Consider the following 23,645-nt stretch of genomic DNA (forward strand, 5'->3'; position numbering starts at 1 on the left):
CGAGGACGTTTACGGAATTGTATCAGCGCGGCAATACGTCATGGCGGGATTGCAGCGAGAATGCGACAATATGGCCTCATTCCGCAGACCTACGATCTACAAATTATCCCGCAGCCACCCCGCCACACGGCCCACCACATTGCCGCGGTGCACCTTGGGCGCATCCGCAGCGGTGATCTGGCGCGCCATCAGCTTCCTGGCGGACACCGCCTCGCGGGGCCCATAGGCCGCCCGCAACAGCACCCCGGCGGTGGCGCAGAAGGCCGGTCCTGACGCCGCGTCGGCCAAATGTGGCGCCCGTTGGGGTTTTCCAAGGCGGACCGGGCGGTCGAAGACGCGCACGGCCAGTTCCCGCACGCCGTTCAGCTGGCTGGCGCCGCCGGTCAGGACCAGGCCGGCGCCGGGCTCAAGGCCGACCCCCGCCGCCTTCAGCCGGTCGCGCAGCAGTTCCAGCGTCTCTTCCACGCGCGGGGCGATCACCGTCTTCAGCATGGCGCGCGGCACGATCACCGGGCCGGCCGAGGCGTCTTCGCCGCGCGGCGGCGCCTCCAGCATTTCGCGGTCCTCATTGGCGCTGGCCATGGCCGAACCGTGCAGGGTCTTCAGCCGCTCGGCGCCCGCCTTGGACGTGGACAGACCCCGCGCGATGTCGGAGGTCACATGGTCTCCGCCGACGTTCAGGCTTTCGACATGCAACAGTGATCGCCCGCCCCAGACGGCGGCGCTGGTCGAGCCGCCGCCCATGTCGATACAGACGGCGCCCAGGTCCATCTCGTCCTCTTCCAAGGCGGCGAGCGACGAAACGACGGGGGCAGCGGCCACCCCCTGGAGATCCAGATGCGCCAGTTCCAGACAGTGGCTGAGAGTCGTGAACACATTCTCGGCCATGGAGACGACCAGCAGGTCCAGCCCTAGGGAGCCGCCGCGCATGGCGCGCGGATCATGAACGCCGCGCGCCCCGTCCACCGACCAGGCGATGGGCAGGACGTGGATCGGCCGGCGGTTAGGCAGACGGATCTGGGCCAGGGCCATGCCGATGGCGCGGGCCAGATCGGCGTCGCCGACGGGATTGGCGCCCAGGGACACCCGGGCCTGGACCCTGTGGCTGGCCATCTGGCCGATGGCGGTGGTGACGACCACGCCCGAGACCGGGCTCTGGGCCGCGCGCTCGGCCCGCTCGACGGCGTGGCCGATGGCCTGGGCCGCCTCATCCATATTGATGATGGCCCCGCCCCTGACGCCCTTGGACTGGACGTGGCTGGCGCCGGCGACACGGATGGTGCGGTCGGCATGGCGCACGCCGTCCGGCTTCATGATGAAGCACGAGACCTTGGACTGGCCGATGTCCAGGGCGGCGATCACCGGCGCGCGGCCGGCGCGGGGGTCCATCACCCGGCCCTGGTCGTTCGCCGATCCACGCTGCATTCCCGCCATACTCTCTACTGGTCCCTGTTAAGCGTCGGCGGCGGGGCGCACCGCAATCTCGTCCGGCGTTCTCAGATCGACCCGGGCGAAGCCCAGGTCGAGCAGGCGTTCGCGCTGATCCAGCGCATCCAGGCGGATCAGGGCCGCCTCCTGTTCCGTGGCGGGCAGCTGGATCAGGCTGCCGTCCTTCAGGCGCAGATCCCAGCGGCGTTCATCGACCCGCACCACCGCATCCACCCGGCTCATCAGACGCGGCCGTTGAGCCAGCAGAGGCAGGATTTCGGCGGCGGCCTGATCGGCGCCCTTGCCCACGACCAGCGGCAAGGTGGGATAGCGGCGGGCGTCGGCGCCCTTGATCACCTGGCCCCGGGTGTCGATGACCTTGATCTGACCGGCCTCTTGCCAGACGGCGAGGCGGTCATGCTCCTTGACCTCGATGATCAGGGTGTCGGGCAACAGGCGCACGACGCGCGCGGACTTGACCCAGCCCACGCCCTGCACCCGGTCGCGAATGGCGTCCAAATCCAGACTGGTGATCGGCTGGCCCGAATAAAGACCCAGGGCCTGCTGAATGGCCGGCTCGGCCTCGGCCGAGGCGCCGGTGATGTGAACGCGTTTCAGCGACAGTCCCATGCCGGCCGTCATCCCGTCGATCCCGTGGGAGACGGACTGGCCGATCCTTTCGGCCCGCGCGCCCGTCGCCAGAATGCCGACGACCAGAAGGGCGCCGGCGCCCAGGGCGATCATAACGGTGCGGGGGGAGACGTCGATCCGGCCGATGGCGGCCATCTTGCCGGGAATGGGGGACGCAGGCCGGGGCGCGCCGCCGCGCGAACGCCCTCCCTTCTTGGGGGCTGCGCCACGCGAGGAACCCGTACTCTGTCGCCGACCGCCGCGAACTACCGCGGGCATGAGGCGTCCTCCACCATCCACCGAACCAGATCTTCGTAGCTCATTCCGGCATAGGCGGCCTGCTCGGGGACGAGCGAGGTCGGCGTCATGCCCGGCTGAGTGTTGACCTCCAGCAGAACCAGATCGTCCTTAACATCGTCATAACGGAAGTCGCTTCTGGACACGCCTTTGCAACCCATGGCGACATGGGCCGCCTCCGCCTGGCGCAGGGCCGCCTCGAAAACGGCGGGCGGCAGGACGGCGGGCAGGACGTGAACCGAACCGCCCGGCGCATATTTGGCCTCGTAGTCATAGAAGCCCTTGGTCGGGGTGATGTCGGTCACGGTCAGGGCGCGCGGCCCGTCCGCATAGCCGATCACGGCGACGGCCAGCTCCTTGCCGGCGATATAGGGCTCGACCATCACCTGTTCACCATAGGCCCAGCCGGGCTCGCCCACCTCGGCGACCGGTCGATTGGCCCCCTCGCGCACCAGATAGACGCCGACGGACGAGCCCTCGGCGTTGGGCTTGACCACATAGGGGGGCTCGATCACATGACGCGCCGCCACCTCATGCCGGTTGTACAGGCCGCCGCCCGGAACCTTGATCCCCGCCGCCCTCAGCACGGCCTTGGACTTGTTCTTGTCCATCGCCAGGGCCGAGGCCAGGACGCCGGAATGGGTATAGGGAATCCGCAGGGTCTCCAGAACGCCCTGGACGCAGCCGTCCTCGCCCCAGGCGCCGTGCAGGCAGTTCAGCACCACGTCCGGCTTGATCAGGCCCGACAAGACGTTCGCCAGATCGCGCCCCGCATCCACGCGGCTGACGCGCACCCCCTGCCGCTCCAGCGCCTGGGCGCACTGTTCGCCGGAGGTCAGCGACACCTCCCGCTCGGCGGACAGGCCGCCCATCAGGACGGCGACATGAAGGTCTTCGAATGCGCGGGTCATGGGCTCTCCGATTGCGGCCGAGATGTTTAACAGGCCGTCAACCTTGTCGCCCGCGCGAGGTGAAATTTGTGCGTCAAACGCCGGTGATCAGAGGCGACGCCCGATCCGCTTGATCTCCCACTCCAGCTGAACGCCGGTCTTCTTCAGGACGTCCGCCCGCACCGCCTCGCCCAGGCCCTCGATGTCGGCCGCCGTCGCCTCGCCGGGGTTGATCATGAAGTTGGAGTGCAGCTCGCTGAACATGGCCCCTCCCCCGGTCTCCACGTGCAGCTTGCCGCGCCAGCCCGCCTCGTCCACCAGCTTCCAGGACGAGTGACCGGGCGGGTTCTTGAAGGTCGATCCCCCGGTCTTTTCGCGGATCGGCTGGGTGGTTTCGCGGCGGCTGGTGATCTCGTCGATCCGGGCCTGCACCGCCTCGGGCGCGTCCGGCGTTCCGCGATAGACGGCCTCGACCCAGAGGATCTCGGCCGGCGCCCGCGAATGGCGATAGGTGTAGCCGAAATCGGCCAGGGCGTAATCGACCCGCTCGCCCTTGCGGTTCAGCCCCCAGGCCGAGACCAGCACATCCTTGGTCTCCGAGCCATAGCAGCCGGCGTTCATGGTCAGGGCGCCGCCGACCGTACCCGGAATGCCGGCGTAGAATTCCAGCCCGGCGATCCCGGCCTTGGCGCCGGCCTTGGCCACCATGGAGTCCAGCGCCCCGGCGCCGGCCGTGATCGTGTCGCCGTCCGTCGTCACCTGGGCCCAGGGCCGGCCGGCCAGGCGGATCACCACCCCCTCGACCCCGCCGTCGCGGACGATGACGTTCGATCCGACGCCCAGCACGGTCACGGGCACGGACGGGTCCAGGGCTTTGAGGAAATCAGCCAGGTCTTCCGCGTCCGCCGGAATGAACAGGGCCTCGGCCGCGCCGCCGACGCGGAACCAGGTGTAGGGGCCGAGCGGCTCGTCCCGCAGCAGCTTGCCGCGAACGGGGGGAAGGGTGATCTCGGTCATGCGGCTTCGATGTCGGTCCGGGAAAAGTCGTCGCCCTTGTACAGCAGGGGCGACCGCGCGTGGCGGGCGCAGGCATAGGCGAAACAGTCGCCGAAGTTCAATGCCGCGGGGTGACGGCCCTTGCCGTATCGGGCGTGAGCGCGGATCGCCTCGCGCCGCGCCTCGGCGGGAATGGCGACCACCTCGATCTTTGCGAGACGGAGGAAATCCTCGACCACGCCTTCGGCGTCTTCGATTTCCATCACTCTGCGGCGCGACACCGCCAACACCGTCTCCCAAACCGCCATGGGCGACGTCGATCTTGGGACCCTCGCGGCGAGGCGCACACGCAAGTCGCCTGCGTCTGGTTCATCGATCAGAATGGCCGTCAGCGCCGAGGCGTCGATGAACATCAATCGCGCTCATACAGGCTGTCGATCCACGCCTTGTCGATCGGCTCGCCGCGTTCGCGCGGGGCCCGCGCCTGCAGATCGCTAACGAACGCCTCAATACGTTTCACCAGATCGCCGGGCTCTTCAACCTGCTCCAGCTGGCGGCGGAGGGCGCGGCGAACGACCTCGGTCTTGCTGATGCCTCCGATGCGGCTGAGGCGTTCGGCCATCCGATCGACTTCGGGGTCCTTCACATAAAGGGCCATGGCATCCTCCAAGGATATACCGTCACGCCGAAGTATATACTTTCCAGACCCCGCCGGACAAGCCGGGCGTCAGCCCAGCGCCTCCAGCTGCGCCGGCAGGCCATAGGCCCAGCTGGTGATGTCGCCGGCGCCCAGCAGCACGACCACGTCGCCCGACCGGGCCTCTTCCTTGATCAGGCGCGGCAGGACGGCGGCGTTCTCCAGCGCCTGGACATGGCGGTGGCCGTAGCGGCGGATGCCGTCGGTCAGGGCGTGTTTGTCCACCCCCTCGATCGGCTGTTCGCCCGCCGGATAGACGTCGGCGACGATCACGCTGTCGGCGTCGGAGAAACTGGTCGAGAACTCGTCCATCAGGTCGCGCAGACGGGTGTAGCGGTGCGGCTGGACCACGGCGATGACCCGGCCCTCGCTAACCTGACGCGCCGCCTTCAGCACGGCGGCGATTTCGACCGGGTGGTGGCCATAGTCATCGACGATCCGCACCCCGTTCACCACGCCCGTCGTGGTGAAGCGACGCTTGACGCCGCCGAACCCGGCCAGGCCCTCGCGGATCGCCTCGTCGGATACGTCCAGCTCGCGCGCCACGGCGATGGCGGCCAGGGCGTTGGAGACATTGTGCCAGCCCGCCATCGGCAGGTGCAGATTGTCGATCCGGTGCGTTTCGCCGTTCTGGATCACCACGTCGAACCGGGCGCCGTCCGGCCCCATCTGGCAACCCTCGGCCCGCACCATGGCCTGGGGATTGGTCCCATAGGTCACCAGCCGCCGGTTATCGATCGAGGCGACCAGCTTCTGCACCTCGGGATGGTCCAGGCAGACGGCGGCGAAGCCGTAGAAGGGGATGTTTTCGACGAAATCGACGAAGGCCTTCCGCACCGCGTCGAAGTCGCCGTAGTGGTCCAGGTGCTCCGGGTCGATATTGGTGACGATCGCAACAGTGGACTTGAGCCGCAGGAAGCTGCCGTCGCTCTCGTCCGCCTCGACCACGATCCAGTCGCCGTCGCCGACCTTGGCGTTGGTGCCGTAGGCGTTGATGATGCCGCCGTTGACCACCGTCGGGTCCAGACCGGCCGCGTCCAGCAGGGCCGCGACCATGGAGGTCGTCGTGGTCTTGCCGTGGGTGCCCCCGACCGCGATGGAGAACTGCAGCCGCATCAGCTCGGCCAGCATCTCGGCCCGGCGCACCAGGGGGATGCGACGCTCGCGCGCGGCCTTCATCTCGGGATTGTCGGCCTTGACCGCCGTCGAATAGACCACGGCCGAGACGCCCTCGCCGACATGGGCCGCGTCGTGACCGATGAAGATCCGGGCCCCCAGCTTCTCCAGCCGTTCAGTATTGGCGCTGGCCTTGGCGTCAGAGCCCTGAACCGAATAACCAATCTTCAGCATGATCTCGGCGATGCCGCTCATGCCGATGCCGCCGATGCCGACGAAATGGACGGGACCGAGGTCGAACGGGACGGGGCGAAGGCGAGCGATCATCCGATGCGCTTAGCAATAGATTTGGCGGATTGCACGGGGGGGCGTGTATCCAAGTTTCGAAGCCGCGCGAACGGATCGCGCGCCGGAACGCCGGGCCCTGCCTACGACTTTAGTCGATTGGCCTTCGGCGGGCCTATCGTGCAAACAGGACGCGAAATCGTCAGTCGTCCGGTCGAGTAGGAGTAGGTCGTGGGCAAACTTGGAACCCCTCTGGTATTTGGGGTCATCGCGATCCTGGGGGCCGTCTCATTGGGCGTCATCGCCCTGCACCAGGGCGAAAGCGTCAGCGCGGTCTGGATGGTGGTCGCCGCCGTCTGCACCTATGCGATCGCCTACCGCTTCTACAGTCGCTACCTGGCCAACAAGGTCATGCAGTTGCAGCCCTCGCGCCCGACCCCGGCGGTGCGGCGCGATGACGGCCTGGACTATGTGCCGACGCCCCGAAACGTCCTGTTCGGCCACCACTTCGCCGCCATCGCCGGCGCGGGGCCTCTGGTCGGGCCGGTCCTGGCGGCCCAGATGGGCTATCTGCCCGGCGTGCTGTGGATCCTGGTCGGCGCCGTGCTGGCGGGAGCGGTGCAGGACATGATGGTCCTGTTCATGTCCACCCGGCGCGACGGCAAGTCCCTGGGCGACATGATCCGCACCGAAATGGGCAATATCCCCGGCGTCATCGCCCAGGTGGGCGTGCTGATGATCATGGTCATCATCCTGGCCGTCCTGGCCCTGGTGGTGGTCAAGGCCCTGGCCGAGAGCCCGTGGGGAACCTTCACCGTCGCCGCCACCATCCCCATCGCCGTCTTCATGGGCCTTTACACCCGCTTCCTGCGGCCGGGCCGCGTGGGCGAGGTGTCGGTCATCGGCGTGGTCCTGCTGATCCTGGCCATCATCGGCGGCGGCCATGTGGCGGCTGACCCGTTCTGGGGCCCGGCCTTCACCCTGACGGGTCCGACCCTGGCCATACTGATGATGGTCTACGGCTTCATCGCCTCGGTCATCCCGGTCTGGCTGCTGCTGGCGCCGCGCGACTATCTGTCGACCTTCCTGAAGATCGGAGCCATCGTCGCCCTGGCCATCGGCATACTGATCGTGCGTCCGCACCTGCAGATGCCCGCGATCACCCCCTTCATCGACGGCACCGGCCCGGTCTTCGCCGGCGCCCTCTTCCCCTTCCTGTTCATCACCATCGCCTGCGGCGCGGTGTCGGGCTTCCACGCCCTGATCTCGTCGGGCACCACGCCCAAGCTGCTGGAGAACGAAGCCCAGATCCCGATGATCGGCTACGGCGCCATGCTGTGCGAAAGCTTCGTCGCCGTCATGGCCCTGATCGCCGCCACGGTTCTGGACCCGGCCGTCTATTTCGCCATGAACAGCCCGGCCGCCGTCATCGGCAAGGACGCGGCCTCGGCCGCCGCCGCCGTGGCCCAGTGGGGCTTCCACATCACCCCCGGCGAGCTGGAGCAGCTGGCCCGGGACGTGGGCGAGCATTCGATCCTGTCGCGCGCGGGCGGCGCCCCCACCCTGGCCGTGGGCATGGCCCACATCCTGTCGGGCGTGATCGGCGGCAAGGCCATGATGGCCTTCTGGTACCATTTCGCCATCCTGTTCGAGGCCCTGTTCATCCTGACCACGGTCGACGCCGGCACCCGCGTCTGCCGCTTCATGATCCAGGACCTGCTGGGCGTCGCCGTGCCCAGGATGCGCGAGACCAAGTCCTGGGGCGCCAATGTCGTCGCCACGGCGCTTACGGTCGGCCTGTGGGGCTATTTCCTCTACACCGGCGTCGTCGATCCGCTGGGGGGCATCAACAGCCTGTGGCCCCTGTTCGGCATCGCCAATCAGATGCTGGCCGCCGTCGCCCTGATCCTGGGCACGGTCGTCCTGTTCAAGATGAAGCGCGAGAAGTTCGCCTGGGTCATGGTGGTCCCGGCGACCTGGCTGCTGATCTGCACCCTGACGGCCGGCTTCCAGAAGCTGTTCCACCCGGACGTCCGCATCGGCTTTTTGGCCCACGCCCGCAAATACCAGGAGGCCCTGGGCGCCGGCGAACTGCTGGCCCCGGCCAAGGCGGCGGGCGACATGCACCGGATCATCGTCAACGACTACGTCAACTCCACCCTGACGGCGGGCTTCCTGTTCGTGGTCGTCACCATGGTGATCTATGGCGTCCTGGCCTGCCGCAAGGCCTATCTGAACAGCCGGCCGACCGTGCGCGAATATCCCGAGGCGCACGATCTGACCCCGGCCGACGATGCGGCGGACGTCGCCCGTGCCTGACGTTCAGGACGATCTGCTCTGCCTGTGCCGCGACGCCGCCGTTCGGTGGGGTCGCGGCGTCCGGCGCACGGCCGGCGCCATGATCGGCCAGCCGGACTATGAGGCCTATGTCCGGCATGCGACCGCGACCCACCCCGACCAGCCGCCTCTGGACAAGATCGCCTTCTTCCGCCTGCACGAGCAGCGCCGTTTCGGCGGCGCCGGCGGCTTCAAATGCTGCTGAGCTGACGGCCCGGCCTTCGGCCGTCCTCATTCCGGAATCCGCACCCCGTCCCAGGCGAAGACCCCGCCGCTGTCCCCCGGCGTCAACCCCGCCGCCACCGCCAGCAGCCGTTCGGCCGAATGGTCCGGGCTGAACAGCCGTCCCTCCCCCACCCCCTTCTGAAACGGCGCGCTCAGCCCCGTGTCCACCGTGCCGGGATGAAGCCCGGCGACCACCGCCAGGGGGTGGGTCCGCGCCGTCTCGATCGCCAGATTGCGCAGGATCATGTTCAGCGCCGCCTTGGACGCCCGATAGGCGTGCCAGCCGCCCAGCCGATTGTCCCCGATCGAACCGACCCGCGCCGACAGGGCCGCGAACACCGCCCGCCGGTCGCGCGGCAGCAGGGGCAGGAGATGTTTGGCGACCAGGGCCGGCCCCACCGTATTGATCCGATAGTCCCTGAGCAGATGCTCGGCCTCAAGCTGACGCAGGGACCGCTCGGGCTGGAAACCGTCGTGCAGGACGCCGGTCGCGACCAGCACCAGGGTCGGCGCGGCGCCTTGCGCGATCCGCGCCGCCGCCTGGGCCAGACTGTCCTCGTCCTCCAGATCGGCCGCCAGGGCCTGGGCGCCGGGAACCGCCGCCGCCGAACGCGACACCGCCCAGACGGCCTCGAACCCGCCCTCGGCGACGAGACGCTGCGTCAGGGCCCGCCCGATCCCGCCCGAGGCGCCGATCACCACCGCCGATCCGCTCATCTTCATCTCCCATGCCGACGCGGCTCATGATAGGGGCGCGTCATGAGCATCACCACGGTCGGCCTCGATGCCGACGACACCCTCTGGCACAATGAGACGATCTTTCGTCTGACCCACGCCCGCTTCGTCGACCTGCTGGACGACCACGGCGACGCCGAGACGATCGAGGCGCGCCTGGCCGAGACCGAACAGCGCAACCTGCGCCTCTACGGCTACGGCGTGAAGGGCTTCACCCTGTCGATGATCGAGACGGCCATGGAGCTGTGCGACGGCGGCGCCCCGCCCGAGGTGGTGCGCGAGATCCTGGCCGCCGGCCGCGAAATGCTGGCCCATCCGGTCGAGACCCTGCCCGGCGTGGACGAGGTGGTCGCCGAACTGGCCGAAAACTACCGCCTGGTCCTGATCACCAAGGGCGACCTCTTGGACCAGGAACGCAAGCTGGCCGCCTCTGGCCTGGGCGACCGGTTCGCGGCGGTCGAGATCGTCTCGGAAAAGGACCGGGCCACCTATGAACGGGTCTTCACCCGCCACGGCACAGGCCCGGCCGAAGCCGTCATGGCCGGCAATTCGATGAAGTCCGACGTCCTGCCCGCCATCGCCGCCGGCGCCTTCGGCGTCCACATCCCCTACCATGTCACCTGGGCCCATGAGCTAGCCGACGCCCCGGTGAACGAGCCGCGCTACGTCTCCCTCTCGCGCATCGCCGAACTGCCCGACTGGATCGCGGCGATCGGCGACGCATAAGCTCTTGCCCCCCCGCCCCTCCCTCTCTAAACGGGCCGCTTAACCGACAACCCAACGCAAGCTCCGCATGGCGACGCCCTGCGGCGGCTACGCGCGCGCAAAGAACCAAGGATCCCCTCGCCCCGTGCACGCCTCGGACATCAGTCATGACGAACGCGACGCCATGGTGCGTGCGGCGCTGGCCGAACAGGGCGACAGCGGCGTGACGCCGCGCCATACGCTGTTCTTCTTCCTCGGCGACGAGGACGCCCACGGCGATCTGTGCGAGGTGCCGCGGCGCGCCGGCTTCATCGCGCGCGGCGAGGGCGACATGACGATTCTCGAAACCACCATGGCGGTCGATGCGGCGAGCTTTGCGCCCGTCTCGGCCATGATGCAGACCTGGGCCGCGGCCTTCCAGCTGGAGTACGACGGCTGGGAATGCGCGGTCGTGACCCACTAGAACAAAAAGAAGAGGCCCTCCCCATGCCCAAACGCACAGACATCCAGTCGATCCTCATCATCGGCGCCGGCCCCATCGTCATCGGTCAGGCGTGCGAGTTCGACTATTCGGGCGTCCAGGCGTGCAAGGCGCTGAAGGCCGAGGGGTACCGGGTCATCCTGGTCAACTCCAACCCCGCCACCATCATGACCGACCCGGAGGTGGCCGACGCCACCTATATCGAGCCGATCACCCCGCAGATGGTCGAGAAGATCATCGCCAAGGAACGCCCCGACGCCCTTCTGCCCACCATGGGCGGCCAGACCGCGCTGAACACCGCCCTGGCCCTGGACGCCTCGGGCGCGCTGAAGAAGTATGGGGTCGAGATGATCGGCGCGAAAGCCGAGGTCATCGACAAGGCCGAGGACCGCCAGAAGTTCCGCGACGCCATGGACAAGCTGGGGCTGGAGAGCCCCCGCTCCAAGGCCGCCCATTCGATGGAAGAGGCGCTGGAAGGGCTGGAGTACGTCGGCCTGCCCGCCGTCATTCGTCCCTCCTTCACCCTGGCCGGCACCGGCGGCGGCATCGCCTTCAACCGCGAAGAGTTCGAGGAGATCGTCCTGCGCGGCCTGGACCTGTCGCCGACCACCGAGGTGCTGATCGAGGAATCGGTGCTGGGCTGGAAGGAATACGAGATGGAGGTCGTCCGCGACACGGCGGACAACTGCATCATCATCTGCTCGATCGAGAACGTCGATCCGATGGGCGTCCATACGGGCGACAGCATCACCGTCGCCCCTGCGCTTACGCTGACCGACAAGGAATATCAGCGGATGCGGACCGGCTCGATCAACGTCCTGCGCGAGATCGGCGTCGAGACCGGCGGGTCGAACGTCCAGTGGGCGATCAACCCCAAGGACGGCCGCATGGTCGTGATCGAGATGAACCCGCGCGTGTCGCGCTCGTCCGCCCTGGCGTCCAAGGCCACCGGCTTCCCCATCGCCAAGGTCGCCGCGCGTCTGGCCGTCGGCTACACCCTGGACGAGCTGCAGAACGACATCACCCAGGTCACCCCGGCCAGCTTTGAGCCGTCGATCGACTATGTCGTCACCAAGATCCCCCGCTTCGCCTTCGAGAAATACCCCGGTTCGGAGCCCCTCTTGGGCACCTCGATGAAGTCGGTCGGCGAGGTCATGGCCATCGGCCGCACCTTCCAGGAATCGATGCAGAAGGCCCTTCGCGGGCTTGAGACCGGCCTGTCCGGCTTCGACGAGATCGAGATCGACGGCGTCGCCGATGTCGAGGACGCCGGCGCCGCCCGCGCCGCCGTGGTCCGCGCCCTGGGCGTTCCGACGCCCGACCGGATCCGCGTCATCGCCCAGGCCTTCCGCCACGGTCTGACGGTGGAAGAGGTCAACGCCGCCTGCGCCTACGAGCCCTGGTTCCTGCGCCAGATCGCCGACATCGTGCGCGAGGAGGGCCATGTGCGGGTCAAGGGTCTGCCGACCGACCCGACCGAGTTCCGCCGCCTGAAGGCCAAGGGCTTCTCCGACGCCCGTCTGGCCGCCCTGACCGGCAAGACCGAGAAAGAGGTCCGCGCCGCCCGTCGCGGCCTGAACGTCCGCCCCGTCTTCAAGCGGATCGACACCTGCGCGGCCGAGTTCGCCAGCGCCACCGCCTATATGTACTCGACCTATGAGACCGGCGCCCTGGGCCAGGTTCCCGAGTGCGAATCCGAACCGTCGGACAAGAAGAAGGCCGTCATCCTGGGCGGCGGCCCGAACCGGATCGGCCAGGGGATCGAGTTCGACTACTGCTGCTGCCACGCGGCCTTCGCCTTCGACGACATCGGCGTCGAGTCGATCATGGTCAACTGCAACCCCGAGACCGTCTCGACCGACTACGACACCTCCGACCGCCTGTATTTCGAGCCCCTGACGGCCGAGGACGTGCTGGAGCTGATCGAGGTCGAACGCTCCAAGGGCGAGCTGATCGGCGTCGTCGTCCAGTTCGGGGGCCAGACCCCGCTGAAACTGGCCCATGCGCTTCAGGAGGACGACATCCCCGTCCTGGGCACCAGCGTCGACTCGATCGACCTGGCCGAGGACCGTGAGCGCTTCCAGCAGATGCTGGAGGCCATCGGCCTGCGTCAGCCCCCCAACGCCCTGGCCCGCAGCGCCGAAGAAGCCGCGCAGAAGGCCGAGGACGTCGGCTATCCCGTCGTCCTGCGCCCCTCCTACGTCCTGGGCGGCCGCGGCATGATGATCGTCCATGACCGCGAGCAGCTGGACCGCTACGTCCACGAGGCCATGCGGGTCTCGGGCGATGATCCCGTCCTGATCGACCACTATCTGAACCGCGCCACCGAGGTGGACGTGGACGCCCTGTGCGACGACGAGACCGTCTTCGTCGCCGGGGTGCTGGAGCATATCGAAGAAGCCGGCGTCCACTCGGGCGACAGCGCCTGCTCCATGCCGCCCTGGTCCCTGCGCCCCGAGACGGTGGCCGAGCTGAAGCGCCAGACCACCGAAATGGCCAAGGCCCTGAAGGTGCGCGGCCTGATGAACGTCCAGTTTGCGATCGAAGAGCCGCACGGCGATAACCCGCGCATCTTCGTGCTGGAGGTCAACCCGCGCGCCAGCCGCACGGCCCCCTTTGTGGCCAAGACCATCGGCCGGCCCATCGCCTCGATCGCCGCCAAGGTCATGGCGGGCGCGCCCCTGGCCTCCTTCGGCCTGACCGACGCCCCCTATGACCACATCGCGGTCAAGGAAGCCGTCTTCCCCTTCGCCCGCTTCGCCGGGGTGGACACCATCCTGGGCCCGGAAATGCGTTCGACCGGCGAGGTCATGGGCCTGGACTGGAAGCGCGAGGGCGAGGCCGACATGGCCCCCGCCTTCGCCCGCGCCTTCGCCAAGTCCCAGATCGGCGGCGGCACTCATCTGCCGACCTCCGGCTGCGCCTTCGTCTCGGTCAAGGAGGACGACAAGCCCTTCATCGTCGAGGCGGTGAAGACACTGCTGGCCCAGGGCTTCTCCATCATCGCCACCAGCGGCACCCGCGACTATCTGGCCGCCCAGGGGCTTGAGGTCGGCCTGGTCAGAAAGGTGCTGGAAGGCCGTCCCCACATCGTCGACGCCATGAAGAACGGCGAGGTCCAGCTGGTCTTCAACACCACCTCGGGCAAGCAGTCGCTGCAGGACAGCTTCAGCCTGCGCCGCACCGCCCTGATGATGAAGATCCCCTACTACACCACCACCGCCGGCGCCCTGGCCGCCGCCCAGGCCATCGGCGCCATCAAGGCCGGCGACCTGGACGTCAAGGCGATCCAGGAATACGCCTGAAGGGCGTCAGGACGCCGGGTCGGTCTCCGGCGCGGCGTCCTCCCCCGCCCCATCTTCGCCGGCCACGATCCGCGTCGCGGCCAGGTCGGCGGTAACGTTGCCGACGGTGCGGAAGATGTCGGGGATGACCTCGACCGCCAGCAGCAGGGGCAGGACGCCGAGCGGCAGGCCCATGGCCAGACAGATGGGGCCGATGGCGGCGAAGAAGCTGACCTGCCCCGGCAGGCCGACCGAGGCGATCGAGACGGCGATGGCCGTCAGTCCGCCGGCGACCAGGGCGGACAGGCTCAGATCCACCCCGTTCAGCTGGGCAACATAGAGGCAGACGGCCAGATTGGCGACCGGGCTGGTGATGCGGAACACCGCCACCGCCAGGGGCAGCACCAGGCCCGCCGAGGTCTGGGGCACGCCCAGCCAGTCGCGCGCCCGCTCGATCATCACCGGCAGGCTGGCCAGCGAAGACTGGGTCGAGACGGCCACCACCTGGGCCGGGGCCACGGCGCGGGCGAACCGGCCCAGCGACATCCGCCCCCACAAAGTCGCCACGACATAGAGGATCAGGATCAGGCCGATCTGGCTCAGGCAGACGACGGCGACATAGTGGGCCAGAGTGCCCGCCACCCCCAGGCCGGCCCGCAAGCCCACGCCGAGCGCCAGGGCGAAGACCCCGAAAGGCGCGGCCAGCAGCACCCAGTGCACGATCACCACCAGGGTCTCGGCCACCGCCTCGAAGAAGCCGGCCAGGGGGCGGCGCAGCTCGGGCTTGATCCGGGTCGCGGCGAAGCCGAAGGCCACGGCGAAGACCACGACCGCCAGAACCCCGTCGTCGGCCGCCGCCTTGATCAGATTGGCCGGCGCCAGACTGGCCAGGAAGGCGCGGAACCCGTCGGTCCGGGCCGCCTCGCCCACCGTCTGGGCCACGTCGGGGGAGACCCCGGCCAGCAGGGCGCGGCCCGCCTCAGGGTCAATGGGCCACAGGGCCAGCAGCCCCAGGCCCGCCAGGATGGCGTAAACCGTCGCCCCGACCAGCAGGACGCCGAACACCATGAGGGCCCGCGCCGCGATCCGCCCCGTCGCCGCCGCATCGGCGATGGAGACGATCCCCGTCACCAGAAGGCTGAAGACCAGTGGGATGACGGTCATTCGAAGGGCGTTCAGCCAGACTTGGCCCAGGCTCTCGATCACGCCCAACCCTCCGGTCAGCAGGGGCGCGTCGGCGCCTTGCGCCAAGGCGCCGACGACCACCCCGGCGACCAGGGCGGCGATCACAGCGAAGCTGAGCGAGGTGAAGAAGGCGGCGAGTCGGGAAGAGCGCATACGCCACGGCTAGCACCGGTTTCGTCCGCGCGCGCGTCAAACCTTCTATCGCCCGTCGTCAGCCCATGTCGTCGCAGGTGGAAACGCCGGCGCCGCCGCGCGTTGAGCCGGAAACAAAGGAGGCTTCCATGCCGCGTCTGAACTCCATCGTCCCCCTGGTCGGCAGCCTGCTGCTGTCGCGCGGCGGCCGTCGTCTGGCCGGACGTCACGCCAGCAAACTGGCCCTGGCCACACTGGCGCTGGAGGTCTGGCGCAACCGCCGTCAGAAGGCGGGTCAGACCCAGGATCAGACGACGTCCGAGCCGCGCCCCCGGCCGCGATCGCGATGGAGCGGCCGGTCCCCGCGATAGGTCTGGACTTCCCCGACGGTGAGGCGGAATAGTCCGTTCCGCCGCATCAGGAGCCGCCCGATGATCAAGGTCCACCATCTGAACGACAGCCGGTCCCAGCGCATCCTTTGGCTGCTGGAGGAGCTGGAGCTGGATTATGAGGTCGTGCGCTACGAACGCGACGCCAAGACCCGGCTGGCCCCGCCCGAACTGATCGCCGTCCATCCGCTGGGCAAGTCCCCCGTCATCGAGGACGGGGCGATCAAGGTCGCCGAGACCGGCGCCGTCGTCGAATATCTGCTGGACGCCCACGGCCGGGGCCGGCTGCGCCCGCCTCCCGGCACGGAAGAGGCGCGGCGCTTCACCTATTGGCTTCACTATGCGGAAGGGTCGGCCATGCCGCCCCTGCTGCTGAAACTGGTGTTCGGCCTGCTGCCCCGCCGCGCCCCCGCCCTGCTCAAACCCCTCGTCAACGGAATCGCCGCCAAGGCCCAGAGCGGCTTCGTCGATCCGCAGCTTCGCACCCATATCGGCTTCTGGGAGGACGAGCTGGGCCGGTCCGAATGGTTCGCCGGGGATCAGTTCACCGCCGCCGACATCATGATGAGTTTCCCGGTCGAGGCCGGGGCGGACCGGGCCTTCGACATAGCGACCAAGCCGCGCCTGGCCGCCTTCCTGCAACGCATCCACGCCCGTCCCGCCTATCAGCGGGCGCTGGAACGGGGCGGCCCCTACACCTATGCGTGATGGCGTCGCGGGGACGCGCCGCGCAACCCGAAGGGGATGAAGGCGTTAAGGTCTCATGCGCCTTCAAACCATTCAGATCGTGGCCGGACTCGTCGCGGCCGTCGCCTTCATCCTGGCCTTCATGGCGGCCGGCGCCGCGGTGGCGTCGAGCCTGTTCATGCTGATGGGCCTAGCCGCTGTCGCCTGGCTGGCCTACAGCCTCATCAAGAGCGTCACCCACCGCAGCGGCAAGACCAAACCCCCCGCCCGCGCCTGATCTCGATCGGGCGTGGAGGCGCGCCCTTGAATTGCGGCGCGATAAGCCCTATTGTCTATGCCCGGCCGCGCCCGCCCCGCGGCCTTTTGTCTGCCTATTTCGCGTCTTTCCAGTCTCCGGGCGAACCAGAAAAATCACGACACCAATGGAAAAAGTGCCGATGACGGGCGAGGGCTACCGTGTCCTCGACGATCAACTGAAGCAATTGAAGTCGGTCGAGCGGCCGGCCGTCATCGCGGCCATATCCGAGGCCCGCGAGCACGGCGACCTGTCCGAAAACGCCGAATACCACGCCGCCAAGGAGCGTCAGGGCTGGATCGAGGGCCAGATCGCCGAGATCGAGGACAAGATCAGCCGCGCCCAGGTCATCGACGTGTCGAAACTGTCGGGCAATCAGGTCAAGTTCGGCGCCACCGTCACCGTGGTCGACGAGGACACGGAAGAAGAGGCTTGCTATCAGATCGTCGGCGAACACGAGGCCGATGTGAAGAAGGGCAAGATCTCCATCGCCTCGCCGATCGCCCGCGCGATGATCTCCAAGGAGGTCGGCGACGTGGTCGAGGTCAACACCCCCGGCGGGGTCAAGGCCTATGAGATCCTGAAGGTCGAGTGGAAATAGGATCGTGACGAACGCCGCCGAAACGCCGCCGCGCCTAGTGTCGCACGTTTCGGTCGGCGTCTCTGATCTGCATCGGGCCGCTGCATTTTATGACGCCGCCTTGGCGCCGCTGGGCGTCGGCCGGACCATGGAACATGCGCTGGGTGTGAGCTGGGGCCGTGGGTTTCCTGAGTTCTGGGCTTCGGTTCCGCACGACGGCGCCCCCGCCTCGGCCGGCAACGGCGTCCACGTCTGTTTCGCCGCCCAGAACCGACAGGCGGTTGACGCCTTTCACGCTGCCGGCTTGGCAACGGGGGGCGCCGACGCAGGAGCGCCGGGTTTTCGTCTGGAATACGCACCCGGCTACTACGGCGCCTTCCTGCGCGATCCGGACGGCAATAAGGTCGAGGCGTTGGCTTGGGTCGACGCGACGCCCGCGTGACCGGGGAGCCGCCGCCCCATCGCCTCTCCATCTGGGTTGTCTCGGACGGACGTGCGGGTATCGAGAACCAGGCCCTGGGCCTCGCCGAGGCCGTCCAGCGCCTGACCCCCGCCGAGATCACGGTCAAACAGATCCGCTGGCGGCCGCTGTTCGACCGCCTGCCGTCGGCGCTGAAGACCCCGGCCATGCTGGCGTCCGCCCCGCTCGCGGCGCCCTGGCCCGATCTCTGGATCGCCACCGGTCGTGCGACCCTGCCCCTCTCGACCCGCATCAAGCGCTGGAGCGGCGGCAAGACCTTCGTGGTTCAGACCCAGGACCCGCGCTGGGCGAATGACCGCTACGACCTGATCGTCGCCCCGGCCCATGACGACCTGTCGGGCGACAATGTCTTTGAAATCACCGGCTCCCCTCATCGCGTCACGCCGGAGCGGATCGCCCAGGCCGCTCCGGCCTTCGCCGACCGGATCGCCCCCCTGCCCCATCCCCGCGTCGCCGTCCTGATCGGCGGCCGGTCCAAGGCTTTCGACCTGACCCAGGCCCATGCGGCGGACCTGGCCGACCGGATCGCCGCCGCCGTTCACGCCTCGGGCGGTTCCCTGCTGCTGACCTTCTCGCGCCGGACGCCGGACGCCGCCAAGGCCGTGATGACCGAACGCCTGTCCGGCCTGCCCGGCTGGATCTGGGACGGGGCCGGCGACAACCCCCTGTTCGGCTTCCTGCATTTCGCCGACCACATCCTGGTCACCGAGGACAGCGCCAACATGGCCGCCGAGGCCGCCTCGACCGGCAAGCCGGTCCACATCCTGCCCATGGTCGCGCTCAGGTCCGGCGACAAGTTCGCCCGACTGCACGACGATCTGGCCGAACGCGGCGCGACCCGGCCGTTCGACGGAACGCTGGACGGATGGACCTACGCCCCCCTGGCCGAAACCCAGCGCGCGGCGCGGGCGGTGCTGGAGGCGATGGGGGCGCGCTAAGCCACTCACTCCGCTTATCCCGGCTTTCGCCGGCATGAGCGCAACAGAGATAATCTTCTGCGTCCGATTCTGACGCAGCCGTGGTGCAAGCCACCCGCTGGCGTCAGGAGGAAAACTAAGAACCGCTCGCAAAAATCTGCACGAAAGTGCACTAAAAAATTTGGAGTGGCCTTTAGTCGCCGCCCCCTCCGCCGCCACTGTCACAGCCGCCGTCCGCGCTGGAGTCGGCGCAGCCTGACGTGTCCGACGTCGGCGGGACGGCGCCGCCGTCCGAACCGTCGCCCTTCTTGGCCTTGGCGTTCGCCGCGCCCATCAAGGCCACGCCGAGGCCCGATCCGATGGCCGTGCCCAGGGCGAGCCCCAGGCCGACATTGTCCATCGCGACGCCCAGGGCCACGCCGATCGACAGACCCATGCCGATCCCGATCGGCAGGAAGGCCGCGTTCTTGTTGGTCATTCTCATCTCCCCTTCATCTTCGGCGAGACTATCATCGCGCAAACGGGAATCAGCCCCTAAATAGGCGCATGACCCAAGCTCGTACCGTCCGCGTCGCCATCATCGGCTCCGGCCCCGCCGGCTGGACCGCCGCCATCTACGCCGCCCGCGCCTCGCTGAACCCCGTCGTCATCGCCGGTCTCCAGCCCGGCGGCCAGTTGACCATCACCACCGACGTCGAGAACTATCCCGGCTTCGCCGAGACCATTCAGGGCCCCTGGCTGATGGAGCAGATGCAGGCCCAGGCCCTGCACGTCGGCACGGAAGTCATCCACGACATCGTCGTCTCCGCCGATCTGTCGCAGCGCCCGTTCCGGCTGAAGCTGGACGGCGGCGAGGAAATCCTGGCCGAGACGGTCATCATCTCCACGGGCGCCCAGGCCAAGTGGCTGGGTCTGGAGTCCGAGGCGGCCTATCAGGGCTTCGGCGTCTCCGCCTGCGCCACCTGCGACGGCTTCTTCTATCGCGGCAAGAACGTGGTCGTGGTCGGCGGCGGCAACACGGCCGTAGAGGAAGCGCTGTTCCTCACCAACTTCGCCGCCAAGGTCACGGTGGTCCACCGTCGCGACGAGTTCCGCGCCGAAAAGATCCTGCAGGACCGCCTGTTCGCCCACCCCAAGGTCGAGGTGATCTGGAATGTGGCGGTCGAAGAGGTGCTGGGGGTCGTGGACGGCGTCGCCCGCAACGTCACCGGCGTTCGGCTGAAGAACGTCCAGGACGGCTCGACCCAGGAGATCCCCGCCGACGGCGTCTTCATCGCCATCGGCCACGCCCCGTCGTCGGACCTGTTCAAGGGTCAGCTCGAGACCAATTCGGGCGGCTATATCCGCGTCAAACCCGGCACGGCCCAGACCGCAATCGAGGGCGTGTGGGCGGCCGGCGACGTGACCGACGACGTCTATCGCCAGGCTGTGACTGCGGCGGGCATGGGCTGTATGGCCGCGCTCGAAGCCAGCCGTTTCCTGGCCGAGGAAGACCACGCCAAGGCCAACCATCCCATCAGCCATAAGGAAGCCGAGAAGATCGGCGTCTGGTGAACGTCCGGACGGGCGGAGTCAGGCGAACAGCTGCAGACCCGGCGGCGCATATTGGACCGGCTGGCCTGTGCGGCGGCGCAGGGCGTAATCGACCGCCGTCTGCACCGCCTGTTCGTCGGTCGGCTTGGACAGGACGCCAATGGCGCCCGCGACGCCGTCGCGCACCATGCCCGGATTGGCGGTCATGAACAGGACGGTCACGCCCATCTCCTGGCCCAGCTCGCGCCCTAGGCTTATGCCCGTGGGGCCGTCGGACAGGTGGATGTCGACCAGGGCCAGATCGACCTCATTTTCACGCGCCAGATTCTGGGCCGACTTCGACGTCGACGCCACCCCCACGACCTTATGGCCCAGGTCTTCCAGGACGAAACGCAGCTCCATAGCGACGAGCGCTTCGTCTTCAATGATCAGGATGCGGGCGGTCATGGGCGGCGGTTTTATGTTCTGTGGCGGACACAACGCGGGGACAGGCGATCGGTTTCCGTCAGAGTGGCTGAAGGCGGTCCTTTTCCGCCGCCCTGCGGCGCGAGAGCGCCGTAGCGGGCAAATCCACAACAATCCTTAAACCGTCGGCCGCCCATTCGCGGTGCAGCCGCCCGCCGAGTTGGCCCTCCACCGACAGATTGGCCAGAGAGGAGCCGAACCCCTGGCGCTCGGGCGGCCCTTCGATCGCCGGGCCGCCGATCTCGGTCCAGGTCAGGATGAACCGGTCGTCGTCGCGGCGCGTGGCCAGCTCCACCCGACCCGCCGTCGCCGCCAGGGCGCCGTACTTGGCCGCATTGGTGGCCAGTTCGTGGAACAGCAGGGCGACGGAGGTCGCCGCCTGGTCGTCGAACACGGCGTCGTCGCCGCTGATGTGAACGCGCGGGGCGCCCGTGTCATCGCTGTACGCCCTGAACAGATCCGCCAGGAAGGTGTGCAGGGTGGTGGCCCCAACCGTCGGCTGAGACGCCTCCGTGTGCGGTCGGACGAACTCATGGGCGCGGGCCAGGGCGGCGATACGGGTCCGCAGAGACGAAGCAAAGGCCCGGGCCTCAGGATACTGACGGGCCGACAGGGCCACCAGCGCCGTGACCACGGCGAAGATGTTCTTGATCCGGTGGCTCAGCTCCTGGCTGACCAGTTCGCGACCCTGCTCCAGCCGTTTCAGCTCGTCGATGTCGGTGCAGGTGCCGAACCAGCGGGTGATCTCGCCATCCTCGTTGCGGATCGCCACCGCCCGCCCCAAGGTCCAGCGATAGACCCCCGAATGGTGCTTCAGCCGATATTCGATCTCATAGGGTTCGCCCGTCTCCAGCGACCGGCTCCAGCGGGCCCAGGCCCGCTGCTGATCGTCAGGATGGAACATGTCGTTCCAGCCTTCCCCGTCCGTCGATCCGGCTGGCACGCCGGTGAACTCGTACCAGCGTGCATTGTAGTAGTCGTGGAAGCCGTCGGGGCGCGTCGACCAGACCATCTGGGGCATGGCGTCGGCCAAGACGCGGAACTGGGCCTCGCTGGCCCTCAGCCGGGCGGCGACGTCGTCGGACGCCTCCAAGGCCCGTTCAAGCGCGTCCCGGCCCTCGTCTCTCTGACGCAGGGCGCGGCGCAGTTCCATCTGCGACATCACCTGACCGGCCAGGGTCTTGAGCGCCGTCTCCTGCAGCTCAGTCAGACCTTCAGGCCGGGGCTGGGTGTCCAGAACGCACAGGGTGCCCAAGGGCAGGCCGCTGGGCGTCTTCAGCAACCGCCCCGCATAGAAGCGCAGCCCCGGCTCCTGATGAACCAGAGGATTGCCGTCGAACCGGGCGTCCCTTGTCGCATCCGGCACCACCAGCCCGTCCTCATTCAACAGGGCGTGGGCGCAGAAGGAGGTCGCCAGCGGCGTCTCGCGCACGCCCAGCCCGACCTCGGCCTTGAACCACTGCCGTCCGGAGTCGATCAGATTGACGACCGCGATCGGGGTCTCGCAGATGCGGGCGATCAAGGCCACCACGTCGTCAAAGGCGGCCTCGCGCGCCGTATCAAGAATGCCGTAGTCTCTCAGGGCCGCCAGACGCTCGGACTCATCCCACCGTGCAGGTTCAGCAATGGGGTCGGTCAAACAGGCGTCCTTTCGAGGCCGTAAGCGGGATCAGCAGCTTCAATGCTCGACCCACACAAGCGTTGCATTAGAGCGGCCCGTCGCTTCACTTGGCGGGGCGTCCGACCTCTTCCACCGCCATCACGGCGACGCCTGCCGGAGCGGGCTCCGGCTCCGGCTTGGCCTCCAGGGCCTGAAGCCGCGCATTGATGGCGGCGACCTCTTCCTGGGTGGGCAGACGACGCCCGCCCAGGCTGACCACGCCCACCACCCTTTGACGTCCATCGACCTCGACGGTCTTAAGCGGGGCCGCCTGCCCTGCCTCGGCGGGGACCGCGTCCGGGTCCGGGCCTCCGGTCCCTTGGCCGGGCTGAACGCCGGGTCGGGGGCGGGCGAACCGCGCTTCATCGATCAGGGGCTCGCGTCCCTTGTAAACGGCGCGGAAGGCGGCCGTCTCCCCGTAAAGACCCTTCCAGCGATAGAAGACGTGCGTCCCGATCTTGTTGACGCGCGAGACGGTCGGCGCCCACCAGGGGTCCACATAGTCGGCGTGATAGTGGGTGGCGGTCCCCACCGTCTGGGCCACATAGCCGTTCAAGGCCTTTTCGGCCGCCTTGCGCGCCCGCTCCCACGCCCAGGGAACCGGCGCCTGGGACAGGGCGCCGTCGCAGGTGAAGCTGAACTGGCACCCGGTCGTACGCTCGGCGCCTTCAAACACAACGCCGCACACCGTGTCGGCGTAGTTGGGATCGCGCACGCGGTTCAGCACCACCTGAGCCACCGCCGCCTGGCCCTCGTCGGACTCCAGCGCCGCCTCGTAATAGACCGCCTGGGTCAGGCACCGCAGGGCGCGACGGCGATCCTCGGCCCCGCCCTTGAAGACGAAGGGCCGCGCCGGACGCAGGGCTCCGGCCGTCGCCAGGGTCGCACCTGGGGTGAAGGCCGCCCGGGTCAGGGCCGGATCGTGCCGCTGCGCCAGGGCCAGCTGCGAGGCGCTCAGCCGCCCCTCAAGAGCGGCCAGGCCGTGGGGCCCCAGATCGCCCCGGGTGATCCGCGCCACGGCCTCCGCCGTCCGATCCGCGTCCGGCCGCACGGCCGAGCCGGCCGACAGGGCGACGCCCAGCACGGCGGCGGCGGCGGGCAAGGCCGCAGCCGAGCGCCTGACCGCCGCCCAAATCCGGTTCCAATGGGTAAGGACCATTCTGTTCCACAGCAGGCGCGACCAGGTCATGGACGCAGGAGGCCCGGACCGTGCCC

Annotated in this window: 25 protein-coding genes; 12 read left to right on the forward strand and 13 right to left on the reverse strand. The window is 68.3% G+C overall.

Annotated elements, in window-relative coordinates; translation table 11 throughout:
* Window positions 1-96: 96 nt before the first annotated feature.
* The 7 genes from ftsA to murC all read right to left on the reverse strand — a co-directional run bounded on the left by ftsA (window position 97) and on the right by murC (window position 6,381).
* Window positions 97-1,425 (reverse strand): cell division protein FtsA, encoded by a 1,329-nt coding sequence (ftsA, locus tag BSP_RS15055; RefSeq protein WP_054766521.1) that lies wholly within the window; start codon window positions 1,423-1,425, stop codon window positions 97-99.
* Between the two features lie 27 nt (window positions 1,426-1,452).
* On the reverse strand, window positions 1,453-2,337 hold the full coding sequence (locus tag BSP_RS15060) for a cell division protein FtsQ/DivIB (protein ID WP_054766522.1): 885 nt from the start codon (window positions 2,335-2,337) through the stop codon (window positions 1,453-1,455).
* A complete protein-coding gene (locus tag BSP_RS15065; RefSeq protein WP_054766523.1) occupies window positions 2,325-3,266 on the reverse strand; it encodes a D-alanine--D-alanine ligase in 942 nt (313 codons plus the stop codon). Before BSP_RS15065 ends, BSP_RS15060 begins: the two co-directional genes overlap by 13 nt.
* A gap of 87 nt (window positions 3,267-3,353) precedes the next feature.
* Window positions 3,354-4,262 (reverse strand): UDP-N-acetylmuramate dehydrogenase, encoded by a 909-nt coding sequence (gene murB / locus BSP_RS15070; protein ID WP_054766524.1) that lies wholly within the window; start codon window positions 4,260-4,262, stop codon window positions 3,354-3,356.
* Window positions 4,259-4,654 carry a type II toxin-antitoxin system VapC family toxin gene (locus tag BSP_RS15075; protein ID WP_152950863.1) on the reverse strand — a complete coding sequence of 132 codons (396 nt, stop codon included), beginning with the start codon at window positions 4,652-4,654 and terminating at the stop codon, window positions 4,259-4,261. Before BSP_RS15075 ends, murB begins: the two co-directional genes overlap by 4 nt.
* Window positions 4,654-4,899, reverse strand: coding sequence for a type II toxin-antitoxin system VapB family antitoxin (locus BSP_RS15080; protein ID WP_007389869.1), 246 nt, complete (start codon window positions 4,897-4,899; stop codon window positions 4,654-4,656). The genes BSP_RS15075 and BSP_RS15080 overlap by 1 nt, the downstream gene beginning before the upstream one ends.
* 69 nt (window positions 4,900-4,968) lie before the next feature.
* Complete coding sequence (gene murC / locus BSP_RS15085) at window positions 4,969-6,381, reverse strand: UDP-N-acetylmuramate--L-alanine ligase (RefSeq protein WP_152950864.1); 1,413 nt, start codon at window positions 6,379-6,381, stop codon at window positions 4,969-4,971.
* A gap of 189 nt (window positions 6,382-6,570) precedes the next feature.
* On the opposite strand from murC, the gene BSP_RS15090 reads away from it, so the two are divergent.
* Both BSP_RS15090 and BSP_RS15095 read left to right on the forward strand, forming a co-directional pair.
* The gene (locus tag BSP_RS15090; RefSeq protein WP_152950865.1) at window positions 6,571-8,658 is read left to right on the forward strand and encodes a carbon starvation CstA family protein; all 2,088 of its coding nucleotides are present in this window, start codon (window positions 6,571-6,573) and stop codon (window positions 8,656-8,658) included.
* Window positions 8,651-8,881, forward strand: a complete 231-nt coding sequence (locus tag BSP_RS15095; protein ID WP_224762067.1) for a YbdD/YjiX family protein — start codon at window positions 8,651-8,653, stop codon at window positions 8,879-8,881. The genes BSP_RS15090 and BSP_RS15095 overlap by 8 nt, the downstream gene beginning before the upstream one ends.
* A 26-nt stretch (window positions 8,882-8,907) precedes the next feature.
* Here the strand turns inward: BSP_RS15095 and BSP_RS15100 are convergent, their stop codons facing one another.
* On the reverse strand, window positions 8,908-9,618 hold the full coding sequence (locus BSP_RS15100; protein WP_152950866.1) for an SDR family NAD(P)-dependent oxidoreductase: 711 nt from the start codon (window positions 9,616-9,618) through the stop codon (window positions 8,908-8,910).
* 42 nt (window positions 9,619-9,660) lie between these two features.
* Between BSP_RS15100 and BSP_RS15105 the strand changes: the two genes are divergently transcribed.
* The 3 genes from BSP_RS15105 (at window position 9,661) to carB (ending at window position 14,127) form a co-directional block, all read left to right on the forward strand.
* Window positions 9,661-10,362 carry an HAD family hydrolase gene (locus BSP_RS15105; protein WP_152950867.1) on the forward strand — a complete coding sequence of 234 codons (702 nt, stop codon included), beginning with the start codon at window positions 9,661-9,663 and terminating at the stop codon, window positions 10,360-10,362.
* A gap of 124 nt (window positions 10,363-10,486) precedes the next feature.
* Complete coding sequence (locus BSP_RS15110; protein ID WP_227975985.1) at window positions 10,487-10,804, forward strand: hypothetical protein; 318 nt, start codon at window positions 10,487-10,489, stop codon at window positions 10,802-10,804.
* Window positions 10,805-10,827: 23 nt separating this feature from the next.
* Window positions 10,828-14,127, forward strand: coding sequence for a carbamoyl-phosphate synthase large subunit (carB, locus tag BSP_RS15115; RefSeq protein ID WP_152950868.1), 3,300 nt, complete (start codon window positions 10,828-10,830; stop codon window positions 14,125-14,127).
* A gap of 6 nt (window positions 14,128-14,133) precedes the next feature.
* On the opposite strand, the gene BSP_RS15120 is transcribed toward carB, so the two are convergent.
* Window positions 14,134-15,444, reverse strand: coding sequence for a dicarboxylate/amino acid:cation symporter (locus tag BSP_RS15120; RefSeq protein WP_152950869.1), 1,311 nt, complete (start codon window positions 15,442-15,444; stop codon window positions 14,134-14,136).
* 128 nt (window positions 15,445-15,572) lie between these two features.
* Here BSP_RS15120 and BSP_RS15125 point away from each other — a divergent pair, with 128 nt between their 5' ends.
* The 6 genes from BSP_RS15125 to BSP_RS15150 all read left to right on the forward strand — a co-directional run bounded on the left by BSP_RS15125 (window position 15,573) and on the right by BSP_RS15150 (window position 18,793).
* Window positions 15,573-15,794: a cysteine protease gene (locus BSP_RS15125; RefSeq protein ID WP_152950870.1), complete on the forward strand. Its 222-nt coding sequence runs from the start codon at window positions 15,573-15,575 to the stop codon at window positions 15,792-15,794.
* A 60-nt stretch (window positions 15,795-15,854) separates the two neighbouring features.
* Window positions 15,855-16,520, forward strand: a complete 666-nt coding sequence (locus BSP_RS15130) for a glutathione S-transferase (protein WP_152950871.1) — start codon at window positions 15,855-15,857, stop codon at window positions 16,518-16,520.
* Between the two features lie 55 nt (window positions 16,521-16,575).
* A complete protein-coding gene (locus BSP_RS15135) occupies window positions 16,576-16,776 on the forward strand; it encodes a hypothetical protein (protein ID WP_152950872.1) in 201 nt (66 codons plus the stop codon).
* A 145-nt stretch (window positions 16,777-16,921) separates the two neighbouring features.
* Entirely contained in the window at window positions 16,922-17,395 is a 474-nt protein-coding gene (gene greA / locus BSP_RS15140) for a transcription elongation factor GreA (protein WP_152950873.1), read from the forward strand.
* A gap of 4 nt (window positions 17,396-17,399) precedes the next feature.
* Window positions 17,400-17,816, forward strand: coding sequence for a VOC family protein (locus BSP_RS15145; protein ID WP_152950874.1), 417 nt, complete (start codon window positions 17,400-17,402; stop codon window positions 17,814-17,816).
* Window positions 17,792-18,793, forward strand: coding sequence for a mitochondrial fission ELM1 family protein (locus BSP_RS15150; protein WP_152950875.1), 1,002 nt, complete (start codon window positions 17,792-17,794; stop codon window positions 18,791-18,793). Before BSP_RS15145 ends, BSP_RS15150 begins: the two co-directional genes overlap by 25 nt.
* Window positions 18,794-18,965: 172 nt before the next feature.
* Here the strand turns inward: BSP_RS15150 and BSP_RS15155 are convergent, their stop codons facing one another.
* Window positions 18,966-19,250: a hypothetical protein gene (locus BSP_RS15155; protein WP_201463047.1), complete on the reverse strand. Its 285-nt coding sequence runs from the start codon at window positions 19,248-19,250 to the stop codon at window positions 18,966-18,968.
* A gap of 68 nt (window positions 19,251-19,318) precedes the next feature.
* Here BSP_RS15155 and trxB point away from each other — a divergent pair, with 68 nt between their 5' ends.
* Window positions 19,319-20,326, forward strand: coding sequence for a thioredoxin-disulfide reductase (gene trxB / locus BSP_RS15160; RefSeq protein ID WP_152950877.1), 1,008 nt, complete (start codon window positions 19,319-19,321; stop codon window positions 20,324-20,326).
* An 18-nt stretch (window positions 20,327-20,344) separates the two neighbouring features.
* Here trxB and BSP_RS15165 read toward each other — a convergent pair whose 3' ends face one another.
* The 3 genes from BSP_RS15165 to BSP_RS15175 form a co-directional block, all read right to left on the reverse strand.
* Complete coding sequence (locus BSP_RS15165; RefSeq protein WP_054766540.1) at window positions 20,345-20,752, reverse strand: response regulator; 408 nt, start codon at window positions 20,750-20,752, stop codon at window positions 20,345-20,347.
* A gap of 58 nt (window positions 20,753-20,810) precedes the next feature.
* Entirely contained in the window at window positions 20,811-22,409 is a 1,599-nt protein-coding gene (locus BSP_RS15170) for a sensor histidine kinase (protein WP_227975986.1), read from the reverse strand.
* A gap of 85 nt (window positions 22,410-22,494) precedes the next feature.
* Complete coding sequence (locus tag BSP_RS15175) at window positions 22,495-23,589, reverse strand: cell wall hydrolase (protein WP_152950878.1); 1,095 nt, start codon at window positions 23,587-23,589, stop codon at window positions 22,495-22,497.
* Window positions 23,590-23,645 lie beyond the last annotated feature (56 nt).

It is taken from the genome of Brevundimonas sp. Bb-A, assembly GCF_009394735.1.
Lineage (GTDB): Bacteria > Pseudomonadota > Alphaproteobacteria > Caulobacterales > Caulobacteraceae > Brevundimonas > Brevundimonas aurantiaca.